Annotated in this window: 19 protein-coding genes; 5 read left to right on the top strand and 14 right to left on the bottom strand. The window is 75.3% G+C overall.

Going from position 1 to position 17,140, the window contains the following annotated elements:
• Positions 1–40 precede the first annotated feature (40 nt).
• The 4 genes from BLS21_RS15325 (at position 41) to BLS21_RS15310 (ending at position 3,275) form a co-directional block, all read left to right on the top strand.
• Positions 41–1,003, top strand: a complete 963-nt coding sequence (locus BLS21_RS15325) for a metal ABC transporter solute-binding protein, Zn/Mn family (protein ID WP_091220047.1) — start codon at positions 41–43, stop codon at positions 1,001–1,003.
• Complete coding sequence (locus tag BLS21_RS15320; protein WP_091220045.1) at positions 1,000–1,785, top strand: metal ABC transporter ATP-binding protein; 786 nt, start codon at positions 1,000–1,002, stop codon at positions 1,783–1,785. The genes BLS21_RS15325 and BLS21_RS15320 overlap by 4 nt, the downstream gene beginning before the upstream one ends.
• 1 nt (position 1,786) lies before the next feature.
• Positions 1,787–2,809: a metal ABC transporter permease gene (locus tag BLS21_RS15315; protein ID WP_091220042.1), complete on the top strand. Its 1,023-nt coding sequence runs from the start codon at positions 1,787–1,789 to the stop codon at positions 2,807–2,809.
• A 73-nt stretch (positions 2,810–2,882) separates the two neighbouring features.
• A complete protein-coding gene (locus tag BLS21_RS15310; RefSeq protein ID WP_091220040.1) occupies positions 2,883–3,275 on the top strand; it encodes a Fur family transcriptional regulator in 393 nt (130 codons plus the stop codon).
• A 4-nt stretch (positions 3,276–3,279) separates the two neighbouring features.
• Here the strand turns inward: BLS21_RS15310 and BLS21_RS15305 are convergent, their stop codons facing one another.
• On the bottom strand, positions 3,280–3,726 hold the full coding sequence (locus BLS21_RS15305; RefSeq protein ID WP_217636148.1) for a MarR family winged helix-turn-helix transcriptional regulator: 447 nt from the start codon (positions 3,724–3,726) through the stop codon (positions 3,280–3,282).
• 69 nt (positions 3,727–3,795) lie between these two features.
• Between BLS21_RS15305 and BLS21_RS15300 the strand changes: the two genes are divergently transcribed.
• On the top strand, positions 3,796–4,455 hold the full coding sequence (locus BLS21_RS15300; RefSeq protein WP_091220036.1) for a maleylpyruvate isomerase family mycothiol-dependent enzyme: 660 nt from the start codon (positions 3,796–3,798) through the stop codon (positions 4,453–4,455).
• A gap of 45 nt (positions 4,456–4,500) precedes the next feature.
• Here BLS21_RS15300 and BLS21_RS15295 read toward each other — a convergent pair whose 3' ends face one another.
• The 13 genes from BLS21_RS15295 to BLS21_RS15235 form a co-directional block, all read right to left on the bottom strand.
• A complete protein-coding gene (locus BLS21_RS15295) occupies positions 4,501–4,893 on the bottom strand; it encodes a type II toxin-antitoxin system VapC family toxin (protein WP_091220033.1) in 393 nt (130 codons plus the stop codon).
• Positions 4,890–5,111, bottom strand: a complete 222-nt coding sequence (locus BLS21_RS15290) for a type II toxin-antitoxin system Phd/YefM family antitoxin (RefSeq protein WP_091220030.1) — start codon at positions 5,109–5,111, stop codon at positions 4,890–4,892. The genes BLS21_RS15295 and BLS21_RS15290 overlap by 4 nt, the downstream gene beginning before the upstream one ends.
• 63 nt (positions 5,112–5,174) lie before the next feature.
• Entirely contained in the window at positions 5,175–5,957 is a 783-nt protein-coding gene (locus BLS21_RS15285) for an isocitrate lyase/PEP mutase family protein (protein WP_091220027.1), read from the bottom strand.
• Positions 5,958–5,985: 28 nt separating this feature from the next.
• Positions 5,986–6,471: a peptide deformylase gene (gene def / locus BLS21_RS15280; RefSeq protein WP_091220024.1), complete on the bottom strand. Its 486-nt coding sequence runs from the start codon at positions 6,469–6,471 to the stop codon at positions 5,986–5,988.
• Positions 6,472–6,484: 13 nt separating this feature from the next.
• Entirely contained in the window at positions 6,485–7,606 is a 1,122-nt protein-coding gene (gene proB / locus BLS21_RS15275) for a glutamate 5-kinase (RefSeq protein WP_217636147.1), read from the bottom strand.
• Positions 7,603–9,078, bottom strand: coding sequence for a GTPase ObgE (obgE, locus tag BLS21_RS15270; protein ID WP_091220021.1), 1,476 nt, complete (start codon positions 9,076–9,078; stop codon positions 7,603–7,605). The genes proB and obgE overlap by 4 nt, the downstream gene beginning before the upstream one ends.
• Positions 9,079–9,152: 74 nt before the next feature.
• A complete protein-coding gene (gene rpmA, locus BLS21_RS15265) occupies positions 9,153–9,410 on the bottom strand; it encodes a 50S ribosomal protein L27 (RefSeq protein WP_091220018.1) in 258 nt (85 codons plus the stop codon).
• Between the two features lie 7 nt (positions 9,411–9,417).
• Positions 9,418–9,729 (bottom strand): 50S ribosomal protein L21, encoded by a 312-nt coding sequence (rplU, locus tag BLS21_RS15260; protein ID WP_072911969.1) that lies wholly within the window; start codon positions 9,727–9,729, stop codon positions 9,418–9,420.
• Between the two features lie 277 nt (positions 9,730–10,006).
• A complete protein-coding gene (locus tag BLS21_RS15255; RefSeq protein ID WP_091220015.1) occupies positions 10,007–13,234 on the bottom strand; it encodes a ribonuclease E/G in 3,228 nt (1,075 codons plus the stop codon).
• A 263-nt stretch (positions 13,235–13,497) separates the two neighbouring features.
• A complete protein-coding gene (locus BLS21_RS15250; protein WP_091220013.1) occupies positions 13,498–14,262 on the bottom strand; it encodes a TIGR03936 family radical SAM-associated protein in 765 nt (254 codons plus the stop codon).
• Positions 14,262–16,190: a TIGR03960 family B12-binding radical SAM protein gene (locus BLS21_RS15245; protein ID WP_091220010.1), complete on the bottom strand. Its 1,929-nt coding sequence runs from the start codon at positions 16,188–16,190 to the stop codon at positions 14,262–14,264. Before BLS21_RS15245 ends, BLS21_RS15250 begins: the two co-directional genes overlap by 1 nt.
• A 103-nt stretch (positions 16,191–16,293) precedes the next feature.
• Positions 16,294–16,716 (bottom strand): nucleoside-diphosphate kinase, encoded by a 423-nt coding sequence (ndk, locus tag BLS21_RS15240; RefSeq protein ID WP_091220007.1) that lies wholly within the window; start codon positions 16,714–16,716, stop codon positions 16,294–16,296.
• Between the two features lie 11 nt (positions 16,717–16,727).
• Positions 16,728–17,117 (bottom strand): DUF4233 domain-containing protein, encoded by a 390-nt coding sequence (locus tag BLS21_RS15235; RefSeq protein ID WP_091220005.1) that lies wholly within the window; start codon positions 17,115–17,117, stop codon positions 16,728–16,730.
• Between the last annotated feature and the right edge of the window lie 23 nt (positions 17,118–17,140).

Here is a 17,140-nt window from a genome sequence, read left to right as displayed (position 1 = left end):
GGCCGCCTCGAGCGGCGGCGCTTATGTGAGAATGATTCCCATGAACACGTGGACGGCGCGCGCCGTGACCGCAGCCACCGCCTCCGCCGCCGCTCTGGTGCTGGCCGGGTGCGGGGGCGCCGACGCGACCGCGGGCAGCACCGGCGGGGACGGGCTCACCGTCGTGGCGGGCTTCTACCCGCTGGAGTGGGCGGCGCAGCGGGTCGGCGGCGACCGGGTCGACGTCTCCTCGCTGACCCCGCCGGGTGCCGAGGCCCACGACCTCGAGCTCGCGCCGCGTGACGTCGCTGCGGTCGCCGACGCCGATCTGCTCGTCTACCTCGACGGCTTCCAGCCGGCGCTCGACGAGGCTGCGCAGAACGAGGCCGCCGACACGGCGTGGGACGCCGGCCGGGCCGCCGATCTCGTGCCGACCGCGGAGGAGGACGCCCACGAGGGCGAGACCGCCGAGGAGCACGAGGAGCACGCCCACGAGGACGGCGCGGTCGACCCGCACTTCTGGCTGGACCCGGTGCGCCTCGCCTCGGTCGGCGACGCCCTGGCCGACCGGCTGACCGAGTCCGACCCCGACGGCGCGGCGACCTACGAGCAGAACGCGGCCGCGCTGCGTGCCGACCTCGAGGCGCTCGACGCCGAGATGCGGGCCGGCCTGGCCGGCTGCGCGGTGGACACCCTGGTCACCGGCCACGACGCCTTCGGCTACCTCGGCGACCGGTACGGTCTCGAGGTGGTCGGCATCAGCGGGCTCAGCCCGTCCGCCGAGCCCAGCCCGGCCGCCCAGGCCGAGATCGCCGAGCTGGTCCGGGAGCGCGGCATCACCACCGTCTACACCGAGACCCTCGTCGACCCGGCCGTCGCCGAGACCGTCGCGAGCGAGGCAGGCGTGCGGACCGCCGTCCTGGACCCGATCGAGGGGCTGACCGACGAGTCGGCCGGCAGCGACTACCTCGAGGTCATGCGGGCCAACCTGGCCACCCTGCAGGAGGGGCAGTCCTGCTCGTGAGCGCCGTCCGGCTGCGGGGCGCCCGCATCGGCTACGGCGACGTCGCCGTCGTCCAGGGCGTCGACCTCACCGTGGCCGACGGCGAGGCGGTCGCCGTCCTCGGCTCCAACGGGTCGGGCAAGACCACCCTCGCGCGCGGGCTGCTCGGCCTGGCCACCGTGCTCGGCGGTGAGGTGGAGGTCCTCGGCGCCCCGGTCGGCCGTCCGCGTGAACGCGGCCGGATCGGCTACGTGCCGCAGCGGCACACGGTGAGCGGCGCGGTCCCGGCGACGGTCCGCGAGGTCGTCGGCGTCGGCCGGCTGGCCCGCCTCGGCCCCTTCGGCCGGCTGCGCCCGGCCGACCGCGCCGCCGTGCAGGACGCCGTCGCCGCGGTCGGGCTGGCCGACCGGCTCGGCGACCCGGTCGCCTCGCTCTCCGGCGGGCAGCAGCGCCGGGTGCTGGTCGCCCGCGCGCTGGCCGCCGAGCCAGAGCTGCTGGTCATGGACGAGCCCACCGCCGGGGTGGACGCCGCGAGCCAGGACGCCCTGGCCGCCGTCCTGGCCGACGTGTCGGCCACCGGCACGACCCTGCTGGTGGTCACGCACGAGACCGCCGCGCTGGCCGGCGTCCTCACCCGCGCGGTCGTCGTGGACCACGGCCGGATCGCCTACGACGGCCCGCTGGCCGGGGCCGCGGCCGACGCCGGCGCCGGCGGGCACCACCACCCCGAGGGCACGGGCCTGCCACCCTCGCGGGGGTACCGCCAGGACCAGCCCCGGGTGACCACGGACGGAGGGCGCTGACGTGGAGGTCCTCGAGTACGACTTCATGCAGCGGGCGCTGCTGGCCTCGCTGATGGTCGGCCTGGTCGCGCCGGCGGTCGGGGTCTTCCTCGTCCAGCGCCGGCTCTCCCTGCTCGGCGACGGCCTCGGGCACGTGGCGCTCACCGGCGTCGCGATCGGCGTCCTCACCTCGACCGCCCCGGTCGGGACGGCGCTCGTGGCCGCCGTGCTGGGCGCGGTCCTCATCGAACTGGTCCGCGCCCGCGGCCGCACCAGCGGCGACGTCGCCCTCGCCGTCCTGTTCTACGGCGGCATCGCCGGCGGCGTCGTCCTGCTCAGCCTCGCCCCCCGCGGTCAGGCCACGAACCTCGAGGCCTACCTGTTCGGCGCCATCACCACCACGACGACCGCCGACGTCGCGGTCTTCGGCGTCATCACCGTCGTCGTGCTCGGCGTCGTGTGGCTGCTCGGCAGCCGGCTGTACGCGGTCAGCGACGACGAGGAGTACGCCCGTGCGGTGGGCCTGCCGGTCCTGGCGCTCAACGTCGTGCTCGCCGCCCTGGTCGCGGCGACCGTCGTCCTGTCCATGCGGGTGGTGGGCCTGCTCCTGATCAGCGCGCTGATGATCGTGCCCAGCGCGGTCGCCCAGCAGCTGGCCCGCAGCTTCCGCCAGACGGTGTACCTGGCCTGCGCCATCGGCCTGGTCACCAGCGTCGCCGGCACGACCGCCTCCTACTACACCGGCACCCCGTCCGGCGGCACGATCGTGCTGCTGGCGATCGGGCTGTTCCTGCTCGCCACGGCGGTGGTCGCGCTGCGCGAGGCGACCGCCCGCCGCCGGCACCGGCGCCGCGCCGAGGTGCACGCCGCCCACCCGCACGAGCACGGCGCGGGCTGCGGTCACCCGGCGGTGCCGCACGGCGACCACGTCGACTACCACCACGACGGCCATCTGCACGCCCCCCACCGCACCGGCGCGGGCGTGCACTACGACGAGCACGGCGAGCACGCGGCACCGCCTGCGGGGACGGGGGGACGCGCGTGACCGAGCTCGCGAGGTCACCGATGGGTGCAGCACCGTCGGTCCCGACGCCGACGAGCGCCGGCGAGGAGGTGCCGTGACCGAGGGCCCCCGCCGGCAGACCCGGCAGCGCAGCGCCGTCCTGGCCCTGCTCGACGACCAGGAGGGCTTCCGCACCGCCCAGGACCTGCACGCGCTGCTGCGCGAGCGCGGCGACGCCGTCGGCCTCGCGACGGTCTACCGGGCGCTGCAGGCCCTGGTGGACGACGGCCTGGTCGACGTGCTCCGGAACGAGGGCGAGGCCGCCTACCGGCGCTGCTCGCCGGTGCACCACCACCACCTGGTGTGCCGCTCGTGCGGGCGCACCGTCGAGGTGGCCGACCCGCCGGTCGAGCGCTGGGCGGCGAAGGTGGCCGCCGAGCACGGGTTCGCCGACGTGCAGCACCAGCTCGAGGTCTTCGGCACCTGCGCGGCCTGCGCCGCCCGCTGAACGGTCAGCGGTAGGGGTCGGTGACCTCCCGCAGCCGCTCGAGCGCCGCACGCAGCTGGGCGGCGACCTCCTCCCCCAGGTGGGCCGTCCACTCGGCCTCCACCTCGGCCTCGACCCGGCGGGCCACCGCGACCACCTGCCGGCCGCGCTCGGCCATCTGCACCAGCCGCGCCCGCGCGTCGGTGGGGTCGGGCACCCGGCGGACGTAGCCGGCCCGCTCCAGCTGGTCGACCAGGTGACCGGCCGTCTGCTTGGTCACGAGCGCCTGCTCGGCCAGCGCGGTCAGCCGCGTGCCCCCCGGCGCGATCCGCGCGGCGATGCGGCCCTGCGCGGTGGTGATGTCGTCGAACCCCGCGGCCGCCAGCGCCGCGAGCAGCCGCGCCTCCAGAGCCCGGTACGGGTAGAAGCAGAGCAGCCCCAGGTTCTGCCGCCCCCCTGCCGGATCAATCACAGCACCCCTTGACGATGGTCAGATGATCTGACGGAATGGTCAGAACATCGTACGACCGGTGGAGGGGCCATGGACCTCGACGACATCTGGCGGGCCATCGACGCGGAGCGGTCGAGCCTGGCCGACCTGCTCGAGGACCTCTCGCCGACCGAGTGGCACACGGCCTCACTGTGCGACGCCTGGCGGGTGGGCGACGTCGCCGTCCACCTCACCCAGGCGCACATGGGCCTCCGGGAGGCGCTGGTCGGGGCGGTCCGCGCGCGCGGCAGCTTCGACCGGATGATCCGCGACGCCGCACTGCGCGCCGTCCCGCTCTCGCCGGAGGAGTGCGCACGGCGGCTGCGCGCGATGGTCGGCTCGCGGCGCACGGCCCCGTTCATCTCCCCCGTGGAGCCGCTCATCGACGTCCTGGTGCACGGCCAGGACATCACCGTCCCGCTGGGCCGGGAGCGACCGGTGCCGCCGGTCGCCGCTGCGGTCGCGGCCCGGCGGGCGTGGGACATGGGTTTCCCGTTCCACGCCCGCCGACGGCTGGCCGGCCTGCGACTGGTGGCCACCGACGGCGACCTCGTCCTCGGGCAGGGCGCCCCGGTCGAGGGCACGACCGGCGACCTGCTGCTGCTGGTCACCGGCCGCAGCGCCACCGTCGACCGGCTCTCCGGCGCGGGTGCCTCCCGGCTGGCGGCGGCACCGGGCCACCGCGACGGCTCGCCGAGGAATCCGACATGACCGGCGGCCGGCCTGGGACCGGTGCTCCGGGGCCCACCCCCTGGCTCACCAGAGAGTGCGGATGGCGGGGAACTCCGTGAGCGCAGCGTCACTCGTGACGACGGCCAGCGACTCCAGCAGTGCCTGGGCGACGATCACCCGGTCGAACGGGTCGCGGTGGGACCACTGCAGGGTGCCGGCGGTGAGCGCGTGGTGCCCGGTGATCGGCAACTCCTCCGCCCGCAGCCTTGCGAGGTGTTCCCGGTAACCGCTGACCACCGCGGCAGCGCCCTGCAGCTTGCCCAGCCTGTGCTTCGTGGCGAGCTCCCACGCACTGGCCGCGGAGACGTACACGGTGGTGTCCGGCGCCCGTACGGTCGCGAGGGTCTTCGCGGGGATGCGTACCGGATCCAGCAGGACCCACAGCAGGGCGTGGGTGTCGAGCAGGAGCGTGGTCACTCCCACCGGGCCAGTTCGTCGTCCGACAGCGGCTCGAAGAAGGTCTCCGGGACAGAGCCCGCCACGAAGCCGACGGGGCGGGGTGCAGGCTCGTCGACCGGCACGAGACGTGCCACCGGCCGGCCGCCCCGTGCGATGACGACCTCCTCGCCACGCTCGGCGGCCGCGAGCAGCTGGGACAGCCGCGTCTTGGCCTCCTGCACGTTGACGTGAGTCATGCCCCCACGGTAGAGCAGCCCGATCAGCTTGGCCAGGTCTGCTTGGCCAAGCTGACGTGAGGCTCAGTTCAGCGCGCGGGTGCCCGCGGGGAGCGTGCCGCCCGCGACCATCTCGGCTGCGGCGTCCTGCAGCGCGGTCAGCGCGACCCGCTGGGTGAAGGGGCCGGTGGAGACGCGGGCCACGCCGAGCTCCTGCATCTCGCGGGCCGGCAGCGAGGCGCCGGGCACGCTGATCAGCGTCAGCTTGTTGCGGCCGAGGCCCTCGACGACGGCGGCGATCTCGTCGCGGTCGACCAGGCGCGGGACGAAGACGACCGGCGCGCCGGCCTCGAGGTAGGCGCGGCCGCGGCGGATCGCCTCGGCGACGAGCTCGCCGCGGTCGGCGCCCTCGGCGGCGCGGATGAAGGTGTCGGTGCGGGCGTTGAGGACGAAGTCGATCCCGGCGTCCCGGCCGGCCCGCAGCACCGCCTCGACGGCGGCGACGGCCTCGTCCAGCGGCTTCATCTGGTCCTCGAGGTTGCCGCCGACGACGCCGAGCCCGATGGCCCGGCGCGCGGTCTCGCCGGCGTCCCCGTAGCCGGCCTCCATGTCCATGCTCACCGGCAGGTCCACCGCGGCGGTGATCCGGCCGACCATGTCCAGGTGCAGGTCGAGCGGGATGTTCTCGCCGTCCTCGTAGCCGAAGGTCGCGGCGATGCCGTGGCTGGCGGTGGCCAGGGCACGCACGCCGTCGGTGGCGGCCACCACCTGGGCGGAGACGACGTCCCACACGTTGGCGAGGACCAGGATCTCCGGGGCGGTGTGCAGGTCGAGGAGGGTGCGGGCGCGGGTGGCGAGGTCGGTCACGCGGCCACCGTACGGGCCGCGCAGGCGATCAGCCGCGGTCGCGCAGCGCCCGGAGCGCGGCCTTGCGCGCCTCACCGGTGAGCCGGTCGAGGAAGACCTTGCCGTCGAGGTGGTCGACCTCGTGCTGCAGCGCGCGGGCCATGAGACCGGTGCCCTCCAGCCGGATCGGCTCGCCGTGCACGTCGAACCCCTCCACGACGGCGTGCATCGCCCGCACCGTGGGCGCCCACAGGCCGGGGATGGACAGGCAGCCCTCGTCGCCGTCCTGGGTCTCCTCGGACAACTCGACGATCCGCGGGTTGACCACGTGCCCGATGCGTCCGTCGACGTTGTAGGAGAACGCGCGCAGCCCGACGCCGATCTGCGGGGCGGCGACACCGGCCCGGCCGGGGTCGGCGACGGTGTCCTCCAGGTCGCGCACGAGCGCGGCCAGCTCCTTGTCGAAGCTGCGCACCTCGTCGGCGGGTGTGCGGAGGACCGGGTCACCGAGCTCGCGGATGGGACGGATCGTCACGCAGGCCAGTCTCTCAGCCCAGGGACGGGCGCCTCACCAGCACCATCTCGTCGCGGTGCACGATCTCCCGCTGGTACTCCGGGTCCAGCTCGCTGGTCTTGCGGCCCAGCAGCGGCGGCAGCTCTCGGGCGTCGTAGGCGACCAGGCCGCGGGCCACCACGACGCCGTCGGGGCCGACCAGCTCCACGGGGTCGTCGGCGAGGAACTCCCCCGCCACGTCGGTGATGCCGGCCGGCAGCAGCGAGGCGCCGCGCTCGCGGAGCGCCCGGACCGCCCCCGCATCGAGGTGCAGCCGGCCGCGCGGGCGGGTGGCGAAGCGCAGCCAGAACTGGCGGGCGCGGGGCCGCGGCCCCATGACGGCGAAGCGGGTGCCCACCGGCTCCCCGGCCAGCGCGGCGGCGGCCTGGGCGGTCGAGGTGACGACGACGGGGACGCCGGCGTGCGCGGCGATCAGCGCGGCCTCGACCTTGGTGGCCATCCCCCCGGTGCCCACGCCGTTGCGGCGGGCGGTGCCGAGGGTGACCTCGCCGAGGTCCGCGGGGTCGCGCACGGTGTCGATCAGCTGCGCCGGGCCCTGCCGCGGGTCGCCGTCGTAGACGCCGTCGACGTCGCTGAACAGCAGCAGCGCGTCGGCCCGCGCGACGTGCGCGACGAGCGCGGCCAGCCGGTCGTTGTCGCCGAACCGGATCTCCTCGGTGGCCACCGTGTCGTTCTCGTTGACGATCGGCAGCACGCCGAGCGTCAGCAGCCGCTCCAGCGTGCGCTGCGCGTTGCGGTAGTGGCTGCGCCGGGTGAGGTCGTCGGCGGTCAGCAGCACCTGGCCCACGGTGACGTCGTGCCGGGCGAAGGCGTCGGCGTAGGTCTGCACCAGCCGCAGCTGGCCGACGCTGGCGGCGGCCTGGGCGGTGGCGAGGTCCCGCGGCCGGCCGACGACCCCGAGCGGGGCCAGGCCGGCGGCGATGGCCCCCGAGGAGACGAGGACGACCTCGCGGCCCTGCGCGTGCACCGCGCCGAGGACGTCGACCAACGCGGTCAGCCGCTGCTCGTCCAGCCCACCGGGCAGGCTGGTCAGCGACGACGAGCCGACCTTGACCACGACCCGCCGCGCACCGGCGATCTCCGCGCGCAGGTTCACTCGTCGTCCTCGGGCAGGTCGTCGTCGGTCCAGGTCTCGGTGAGCTCGTAGGGCACCCGGCGGGCCCGCTTGGCGGCCAGCCGCTCCTCGGCGCGCACCCGGTGCGGCGCGTCGATGCGGGAGTCGGTGCCCCGCCCGCCGAGCCCCGCGGTCTCCTCGGCGCTCAGCGTGCCGGCCGGCAGCGTCGGCACGAAGTCGAAGGCGACGTCGCCGATGACGATGGTGTCGCCCTCCTGCGCGCCGGCCTCCTGCAGGGCGTCCTCGACGCCGAGCCGGTTGAGGCGGTCGGCGAGGAAGCCGACGGCCTCGTCGTTGGTGAAGTCGGTCTGGCGCACCCAGCGCTCGGGCTTGACGCCGCGCACCGTGAACGCGCCCTCGTCGTCCGGGTCGCGCTCGACGGTGAAGCCGCTGTCGTCCACCGCCCGCGGGGTGAGAGTGACCCGCACCGGCTCGGGCTCGGGCAGCGCGGCGCGGTGCTCCTCGACCGCGCGGGCCAGGGCGAAGCCGAGCTCGCGCAGCCCCTCGCCGGTCGCCGCGCTCACCGGGAAGACCTCCAGGCCGCGCGCCTCCAGCGGCTCGCGGACCAGGTCGACCAGCTCCCGCGCGTCGGGCACGTCGATCTTGTTGAGGACGGCGACCCGCAGCCGGTCGACGAGGTCCTCCCGGTACTGCGCCAGCTCGTGCTGCAGCGCCTCGATGTCGCTCTCCGGGTCGCGGCCGGGCTCCATCGTGGCCATGTCGACGACGTGCACCAGCACCGCGCAGCGCTCGATGTGCCGCAGGAACTCCAGACCCAGCCCGCGGCCCTCGGAGGCACCGGGGATCAGCCCGGGGACGTCGGCCATCGTGAAGACGGTGTCGCCGGCCCGGACCACGCCGAGGTTGGGCACCAGCGTGGTGAAGGGGTAGTCGGCGATCTTGGGCCGCGCGGCGGACATGGCCGCGATCAGCGAGGACTTGCCCGCCGACGGGAAGCCGACCAGGCCGACGTCGGCGATGCTCTTGAGCTCGATGACGGCGTCGAGGGTCTCGCCCGGCTCGCCGAGCAGCGCGAAGCCGGGGGCCTTGCGCCGGGGGTTGGCCAGCGCGGCGTTGCCGAGGCCGCCCTTGCCGCCGTGGGCGAGGACGACGCGGGTGCCGGCGCCGACCAGGTCGGCGATGACCCGGCCGTCGGGCGTGCTGACGACGGTGCCCGGGGGGACCCGCAGCACGCGGTCCTCGCCGCGGGCGCCGTGGCGGTTGCTGCCCGCACCCGGGCGGCCGTTGCCGGCCTTCTGGTGCGGGTGGTGGTGGAAGTCCAGCAGCGTGTGCACGTTGGGGTCGACCTCGAGGACGACGTCCCCGCCGTTGCCCCCGTTGCCCCCGTCAGGGCCGCCGAGCGGCTTGAACTTCTCGCGGTGGATCGAGGCGACGCCGTGCCCGCCGTTGCCGGCGGCGACGTGCACGACCACGCGGTCGACGAAAGCGGCCATGTGTCAGCTGTCCCGAGACGCCACGAGCGCACGGGCCGCGGCCCGTGCGCTCGTGAAGCGGATCGTTCGAGTGCTCAGGCCTCGACCGCGGAGATGGAGACGACCTTGCGTCCCCGCCGCGTGCCGAAGGTCACGGCACCGGGCTGCAGCGCGAACAGCGTGTCGTCGCCGCCGCGGCCGACGCCCAGGCCCGGGTGGAAGTGGGTACCGCGCTGGCGCACGATGATCTCGCCGGCCTTCACGACCTGCCCCCCGAAGCGCTTGACGCCGAGGCGCTGCGCGTTCGAGTCGCGGCCGTTGCGGGAGGACGAGGCGCCCTTCTTGTGTGCCATGTCGGCGTCAGCCCTTCGTGATGTCGCGGACCACGACGTCGGTGAGGGGCTGACGGTGCCCCTGACGCTTGTGGTAGCCGGTCTTGTTCTTGAACTTGTGGATGCGGATCTTCGGGCCCTTGCCGTGGCCGACGATCTCGCCGGTCACGGTCACCCCGGCCAGCGTCTCCGCGTCGCTGGTGACGGTGTCGCCGTCGACCAGGAGCAGGGCCGGGAGGGTGACGGTGTCGCCCGCCTCACCCACGAGACGGTTGACCGTGAACCGGTCGCCCACGGCCACCTTGTGCTGCCGGCCACCGGCCTTCACGACTGCGTACACCACTGAACTCCTCGATCGCTCTGTCGTGTCCTGCGTGCGCCCGGACGTCGGGCGCCGGGTGCTGGACGGGTTGCCCGCCTCCCAGGCGGCACCGTGCGGTGCCCCGCCGGGGCGGTGCAACCCGACCAGCGTACCCGAGCCGCAACGGCCCCGCCGCAGGGTCCCACCGCGAGCTCGCCAGCGGTGGGGGGCGGCGGGGTCCTTCCTCCGGTCGAACGGGGGAAGGAGGAGGACCCCCGTGCCCCCCAGCCGCTCACGGCGGGCCCCCGCAGGGACCTCAGGAGGCCGGCGGGCCGGCCGGGCGGCTGGCCGCCCGGCGGCGGCGCGGGCGGGTGACCGGCGTGGCGGTCCCGCTGCCGTCGTCGGCCACCGGCGGCCGGGTCTCCCCCGCCGTGCCCGCGGACGACGGCGTGTCGGCCGGCACCGGCTCCGCGGGGGGCTCGGCGTCCATCGGGCCGGGGTCGTCCGGGCCGGCGCCGGCGGGCACGGCCTCGTCGTCGGCCCCCTCCGCCGCCCCGGCCTGGTCCTCCGGCCCGGCCGGCGACGGCTCGGCGAGCGCCTGGTCCGCGGGCGCCGGTGCCTGAGCGGGCTCCGCCGGGGCCGGCTCGGCAGCCGGCTGCGCGACCGGCTCCTGGGCGACCGGCTCCTGGGCGGCCGGCTCGGCAGCGGGCTGCGTGGCCGGCTCCTCGGCGACGGGCTCGGGCGCCGCCTCCGGGGTCACGGCGTCGGGCTGATCCGGCTCGACCGCGACCACCGCGTCGTCCGGGGCCTCGGCGTCCGGTGTCCCGGCGTCCGGGGAACCGGCGTCGGCGCCCACCGCGTCCTCGACGGGCGCGCCTGCGGCGGTCAGCACCGCGGCGTCCTCGGCCGCGCGCTCCTCACCGGACTGGCTGCGGTTGCGGCGGCCGCGGTTGCGCCGGCCGCCGCCGGAGCGCTGCCCCTCGCCGTCGCCGTCCGGGCTCCCCGCGGCCGGCGCCTCGGCGCCGACGGCCACGGTCTCGGCCGGCGCGGCGTCCCTGGCGTCGTCGCGGGCACCGTTGTCCCTGCCGCCACCGCGCTGCTGGTCCCGCCGGCCGTTGCCGCCACCGGCGCCTCCGCCGCCGTTGCCGCGGCGCTTCTCGTCCACCGGGTCGGTGCTGACGATCACGCCCCGGCCACGGCAGTGCTCGCACGGCTCGGAGAAGACCTCGAGCAGCCCCTGGCCGACCCGCTTGCGGGTCATCTGCACCAGGCCCAGCGACGTCACCTCGGCGACCTGGTGCTTGGTCCGGTCGCGGCCCAGACACTCGGTGAGCCGCCGCAGCACCAGGTCGCGGTTGCTCTCGAGGACCATGTCGATGAAGTCGATGACGATGATGCCGCCGATGTCGCGCAGCCGGAGCTGGCGGACGATCTCCTCGGCCGCCTCCATGTTGTTGCGCGTGACGGTCTGCTCGAGGTTGCCGCCGGAGCCGGTGAACTTGCCGGTGTTGACGTCGACCACGGTCATCGCCTCGGTGCGGTCGATGACCAGCGAGCCGCCGGAGGGCAGCCACACCTTCCGGTCGAGCGCCTTGGCCAGCTGCTCGTCGATGCGCAGGTCGCGGAAGACGTCGCCCTCGCCGGTGAACCGGGTCAGCCGGCCGGTCAGCTCCGGGGAGACGTGCGCGACGTAGGCCTCGACGGTGTCCCAGGCGTCGTCGCCCTGGACGACGAGCTCCTTGAAGTCCTCGTTGAAGACGTCGCGGATGACCCGGATGGCCAGGTCGGGCTCGCCGTAGAGCAGCGTCGGCGCGTTGTTCGACGAGGACGCCTTGGTCTGGATGACCTCCCACTGCGCCTGCAGCCGGGCGACGTCGCGGGTGAGCTCCTCCTCCGAGGCCCCCTCGGCGGCGGTCCGGATGATCACGCCGGCGTCCTCGGGGACGATCTTCTTGAGGACGTCCTTGAGCCGCTGCCGCTCGGTGTCGGGCAGCTTGCGGCTGATGCCGGTCATCGAACCACCGGGCACGTAGACCAGGAAGCGGCCGGGCAGGTTGACCTGCTGGGTGAGCCGGGCGCCCTTGTGGCCGATCGGGTCCTTGGTGACCTGCACCAGCACCTTGTCGCCGGACTTCAGCGCCTGCTCGATGGAGCGCTGCTTGCCGGTCAGCCCGGCGGCGTCCCAGTTGACCTCACCGGCGTACAGGACGGCGTTGCGGCCCTTGCCGATGTCGACGAACGCCGCCTCCATGCTGGGCAGCACGTTCTGCACCCGGCCGAGGTAGACGTTGCCGGCGAACGACGTCGCCTGCGCCTGGGTCACGTAGTGCTCGACGAGCACGTCGTCCTCGAGGACGGCGATCTGCGTGCGCTCGCCGCGCTGGCGGATGACCATCTTGCGGTCGACGGCCTCGCGGCGGGCGAGGAACTCGGCCTCGGTGAGGATCGGCGCCCGGCGGCGGCCGTTGTCCCGGCCGTCGCGGCGGCGCTGGCGCTTGGCCTCCAGCCGGGTGGACCCGGTGACGCCCTTGACGTCGTCGTCGCTGGTGGTGCGTCCGTTGCGGCCGGCCCGCTCGGGACGGTCGTCGTCGCTCCCCGCGGCCGCCTCGCCGGCCTCTCCGCTGGAGCCACGGCGGCGCCGCCGGCGCCGGCGGCGGGTGCTCGAGCCGCCCTCGCCCTCGTCGCCCTCGGCGGTGTCCTCGCCGCTGTCGGCGTCGGCGTCCTCGTCGGTCTCCTCGGCGCCCTGGTCCTCGTCGACATCCTCGTCGGCGGAGTCGTCGGTGGCGTCGTCGTCGCCCTCGGTGTCGGCGGCGTCGTCCCCGCTGCGCCCACGGCCGCGCCCGCGCCGGCCCCGGCGGCGGCGCCGGCTGCCGCCGGCCCCGTTGTCCTCGCCGTCGTCGACACCGGGGTCGCCCTCGGCGTCCGCCAGCTCCTCGTCGGAGTCGGAGTCGGTGTCGGTGTCGGTGTCCTGGTCGGTCGCGGGGGTCTCGTCCGCACCAGCGGAGCGGCGGCGCGAGCGGCTGCGCCGCGAGCGCGGCGCGGGGGTCTCGTCCTCGCCGTCCTCGGCCGGCTCGACGTCGGTCTCCTCGACCACCGGGGACTCGGCCAGCGGACGGCGGCTGCGCCGGCGCGGCGGGGGCGGGACGTCGGCCTCGGTCGGCGCGACGAAGCTCACGAACGCCGGGATCGTGGGGGCGGCGGGCGGCGCGGGCGGGTGGTCGCCGGGGTCGGCCGCGCCGGCCGGGCGGGTGGCCCGGCGGCGGGGACGGGCGATGACGGCGGTGGGCTCCGGGGAGCTGAACTCGGCGCCGAAGCGGGAGACCGGGGGCTCCTCGGGCTCGGCGGCCGGCTCGGGGCTCTCGGCGTCCTCCTCGGCGGCCGCGAGCTCCTCCACGGCGGCCTGCTCGCCGGCGTCGTCGTCACCGGCCTCGGCGACGCGGACGTCGTCCTCGGCGGCGGCCCCCTCCGCCCCCTGCGGCAGGGCGGCGGGGTCGAGGCCCTCGTCGGCCGGGGTGGTCGTGCTGTCGTCTGTCTGGTCGGCCACGCGTGGCTCGCCTCCTGTGTGGTGCTCCCGGGCGCCGATCACGGGGACTGGCGGCCGCGCAGGAGCACGGGGTCGGACGGGTCGGGCCCCCGCGCCGGGTGCGGCGGCAGGCGCGACCCGCGAAGTCTGGGGGTCGGTGTCCGGGCGAGGAGTTGCCGCGGCCGGGCGCCGGTGGTGCGGGTCCTGCGGTGGTGCGAGATCTCGGGGTGCGTCACGTCTGGCAGCCGTGTCGCTCGACGGCGTGCGGCCCCGGGGCCCACCGGTCAGACCGTGGCGGGCTCCCCCTGGCAGCGGGTGCTCGCGACCCGGTCCGGGCCGAGCGGGTCGGCCACGGTCCCGTTGTCGTCGAGCCGGCCCTGCGCCTCACGCACGGCCCGAGGGGGCGACGGCGGGCGCAGGTCGGCGACGGCAACCAGGGCGGCCAACACGTCGTCGGGTCGAACGGCGGGCGTCACCTGCCGGACGACCATGTGCAGTATGGCACAACCTGCCTCCTCGGCCGCCGACGCGCTGGCCACGGCCGGCCGGGCGTCGATGTCGCGCAGGCCGTTCTTGGTGCGCTTCTCGACGGTGACCACGTCGGCGGCGAGGAACGCCTCGACGGCCTGCGCCAGCTCGGCCGGCGCCACCCCCGGCAGCTCCACGCGCCAGGTCGCCGCGTCGATCCGGTCGGCCAGCGACCCGGGGCCCAGGGCCTCCACGCACTCGAGGACGTCGATGCCCGGCGGCAGCGAGGCGTCCAGCGCGGCGCGCACCTCCTCGGGGTCGCGCCGCTCGGCCAGGCCGATCTCCACGTACTCGGCCTCGCTGGCCGCGCCGGTGGGCGCCGCGCCGACGTAGGAGATCTTCGGGTGCGGCGAGAAGCCGGCGGAGAAGGCCATCGGCACTCGCGCGCGGCGCAGCGCCCGCTCCAGGGCGCGGGCGAGGTCGCGGTGCGAGGCGAAGCGCAGCGGGCCGCGCTTGGCGTAGCGCAGCCGCAGCTTCTGCACGGTGGGCGGCGGGGGCGGCCCCTCGGGCTGGCGGGCCACTAGCGGCCGACGACCGTGAGCGGCAGCAGGCTGCGCCCGGTGGGACCGATCTGGATCTCGGTGCCGTTGGTCGGGCAGACGCCGCAGTCGTAGCAGGGGGTCCACCGGCAGTCGGCGACCTCCTCCTCGGCCAGGGCCTCCTGCCAGTCGTCCCAGAGCCACTCCTTGTCCAGCCCGGAGTCCAGGTGGTCCCAGGGCAGGACCTCGTCCTGGCCGCGCTCGCGGGTGGTGTACCAGTCCAGGTCGATGCCGAGGGGCTCGAGCTCGGCGGCCGCGGCGGCGGTCCAGCGCTCGTAGGAGAAGTGCTCGCTCCAGCCGTCGAACCGGCCGCCCTCACGCCACACCCGCTCGATCACCCGGCCGACCCGGCGGTCGCCGCGGGAGAGCAGGCCCTCGACGATGCCCGGCTTGCCGTCGTGGTAGCGCAGGCCGATCGAGCGGCCGACGCGGCGGTCGGCGTTGATGACCTGCCGCAGCAGCCGCAGCCGGGAGTCGATCGTCTCGGCGCTGGCCTGCCCGGCCCACTGGAACGGCGTGTGCGGCTTGGGCACGAACCCGCCGATCGAGACCGTGCAGCGGATGTCCTTGCGGCCGCTGGCCTCCCGGCCGGCCCGGATGACCTCGACCGCGAGCTCGGCGATCTCCAGCACGTCCTCGTCGGTCTCGGTCGGCAGACCGCACATGAAGTAGAGCTTCACCTGCTGCCAGCCGTTGGCGTAGGCGGTGGTCACGGTGCGGACCAGGTCGTCCTTGGAGACCGTCTTGTTGATCACCCGGCGGATCCGCTCGCTGCCGCCCTCGGGGGCGAAGGTCAGGCCGGAGCGCCGGCCGTTGCGGGACAGCTCGTTGGCGAGGGTGACGTTGAAGGCGTCGACGCGGGTGGACGGCAGCGACAGCCCGGTGTTGGTGCCCTCGTAGCGGTCGGCGAGCTGCTTGGCGACCTGGCCGATCTCGGAGTGGTCGGCGCTGGACAGCGACAGCAGCCCGACCTCCTCGTACCCGGTGGCGCGCAGCCCCTGGTCGACCATCGAGCCGATGCCGGTGATGGTCCGCTCGCGCACCGGGCGGGTGATCATGCCGGCCTGGCAGAACCGGCAACCGCGGGTGCAGCCGCGGAAGATCTCCACGCTCATCCGCTCGTGCACGCTCTCGGCCAGCGGCACCAGCGGCGTCTTCGGGTAGGGCCACTCGTCGAGGTCCATGACCGTGCGCTTGCCGACCCGCGCCGGGACGTCGTCGCGGGTGCGGGTGACCGCCGCGATGGCGCCGTCCGGGCCGTAGGAGACGGCGTAGAACCGCGGCACGTAGACGCCGTCCACCCGCGCGAGGCGGCCCAGCAGCTCCAGGCGCCCGCCGGGGCGGCCCTGCTCCTTCCACGCCGCCACCACGTCGGTGATGTCCCCGACGACCTGCTCGCCGTCGCCCAGGACGGCGCAGTCGACGAAGTCGGCGATCGGCTCGGGGTTGAACGCGGCGTGCCCGCCGGCCACCACGACCGGGTGCGTCTCGTCGCGGTCGGCCGCGTGCAGCGGCACCCCGGCGAGGTCGAGGGCCTCGAGCAGGTTGGTGTAGCCCAGCTCGGTGGCGAAGCTGACGCCGAGCAGGTCGAAGTCGGCGACCGCCCGGTGCGAGTCGACGGTGAACTGGCCGACGCCGTGCTCGCGCATGAGCGCGGCGAGGTCGGGCCACACGGCGTAGGTGCGCTCGGCCAGGGCGTCGGGCCGCTCGTTGAGCACCTCGTAGAGGATCATCAGGCCCTGGTTGGGCAGCCCGACCTCGTAGGCGTCGGGGTACATCAGCGCCCAGTGGACGGCGACGTCGTCCCACGCCTTGACCTGCGCGTTCAGCTCACCGCCGACGTACTGGATCGGCTTCTGCACCTGCGCGAGGAGCGGTTCGAGACGGGGGTACAGCGATTCACCGTTCATGACCCGTCCAGGGTAGACGGCCCCCGCGGCCGCGAGATCTGCACAGTGGCGGCCTTCAGCGCGCCGATGACGACCAGTGTGCAGATCTCGCGGGCGGAGAGCCTCAGCCCAGCTTCGGGAAGAACAGCGCGATCTCGCGGGCGGCGGACTCGTCGGAGTCCGAGCCGTGGACGATGTTGTTCTGCACCTCGAGGCCGAAGTCGCCGCGGATGGTGCCGGGAGCGGCCTTCACCGGGTCGGTGGCGCCGGCCAGGGCGCGGAACGCCTCGACCGCCCGGGGGCCCTCGACGACGAGGGCGAGCAGCGGGCCGCCGGTGATGAACTCGACCAGCGGGCCGAAGAACGGCTTCTCGCGGTGCTCGCCGTAGTGCTCCTCCGCGACGTCCCGGGTCAGCGTGCGCAGCTCGGCGGCGACCAGGCGCAGGCCCTTGGCCTCCAGGCGCGAGATCACCTCGCCGACCAGGCCACGGGCGACGCCGTCGGGCTTGACGAGGACGAGGGTGCGGGCGGGGGTGGCTTCAGACACGAGCGCGGAGCCTACGCGGCGGGGTCGCCGTCCCCACGCGGAGCGGGCTCCCGGAAGGGATGGCCGAGCAGCTCCTTGCGGACCTGCAGGAGGTACAGCCAGATGAGCACGAAGACACCGCCGACGAACCACATGGCGGCGTTGAGCAGACCGGTGAGCAGCAGCGGCACCTGCAGCGCGGTGCCGACCACCAGGCCCGGGGGACGGCGCTGCACCCCGCCGGCCAGCACGAGGCCGACGGCCAGCACCAGCAGCAGCGTCAGCCGCACGCCGCCGAGGCCCTCCGCGGTCTGCGCGATGCCGCGCGGCACGAAGAGCACGGCGATGCCCTCGAGCACCAGCACGCCGGCCGCCGCACCGCGCAGCGCGCGGGTCGCCCGCACCGGGTCCGCGGCCGTCACGGTGTCTCCTCGCCGGCGCTCGT

The organism is Geodermatophilus siccatus, from assembly GCF_900103785.1.
GTDB classification, from domain to species: domain Bacteria; phylum Actinomycetota; class Actinomycetes; order Mycobacteriales; family Geodermatophilaceae; genus Geodermatophilus; species Geodermatophilus siccatus.
The sequence above is the reverse complement of the archived record's forward strand: the minus strand, read 5'-3'. Positions and strand labels throughout refer to the sequence as shown.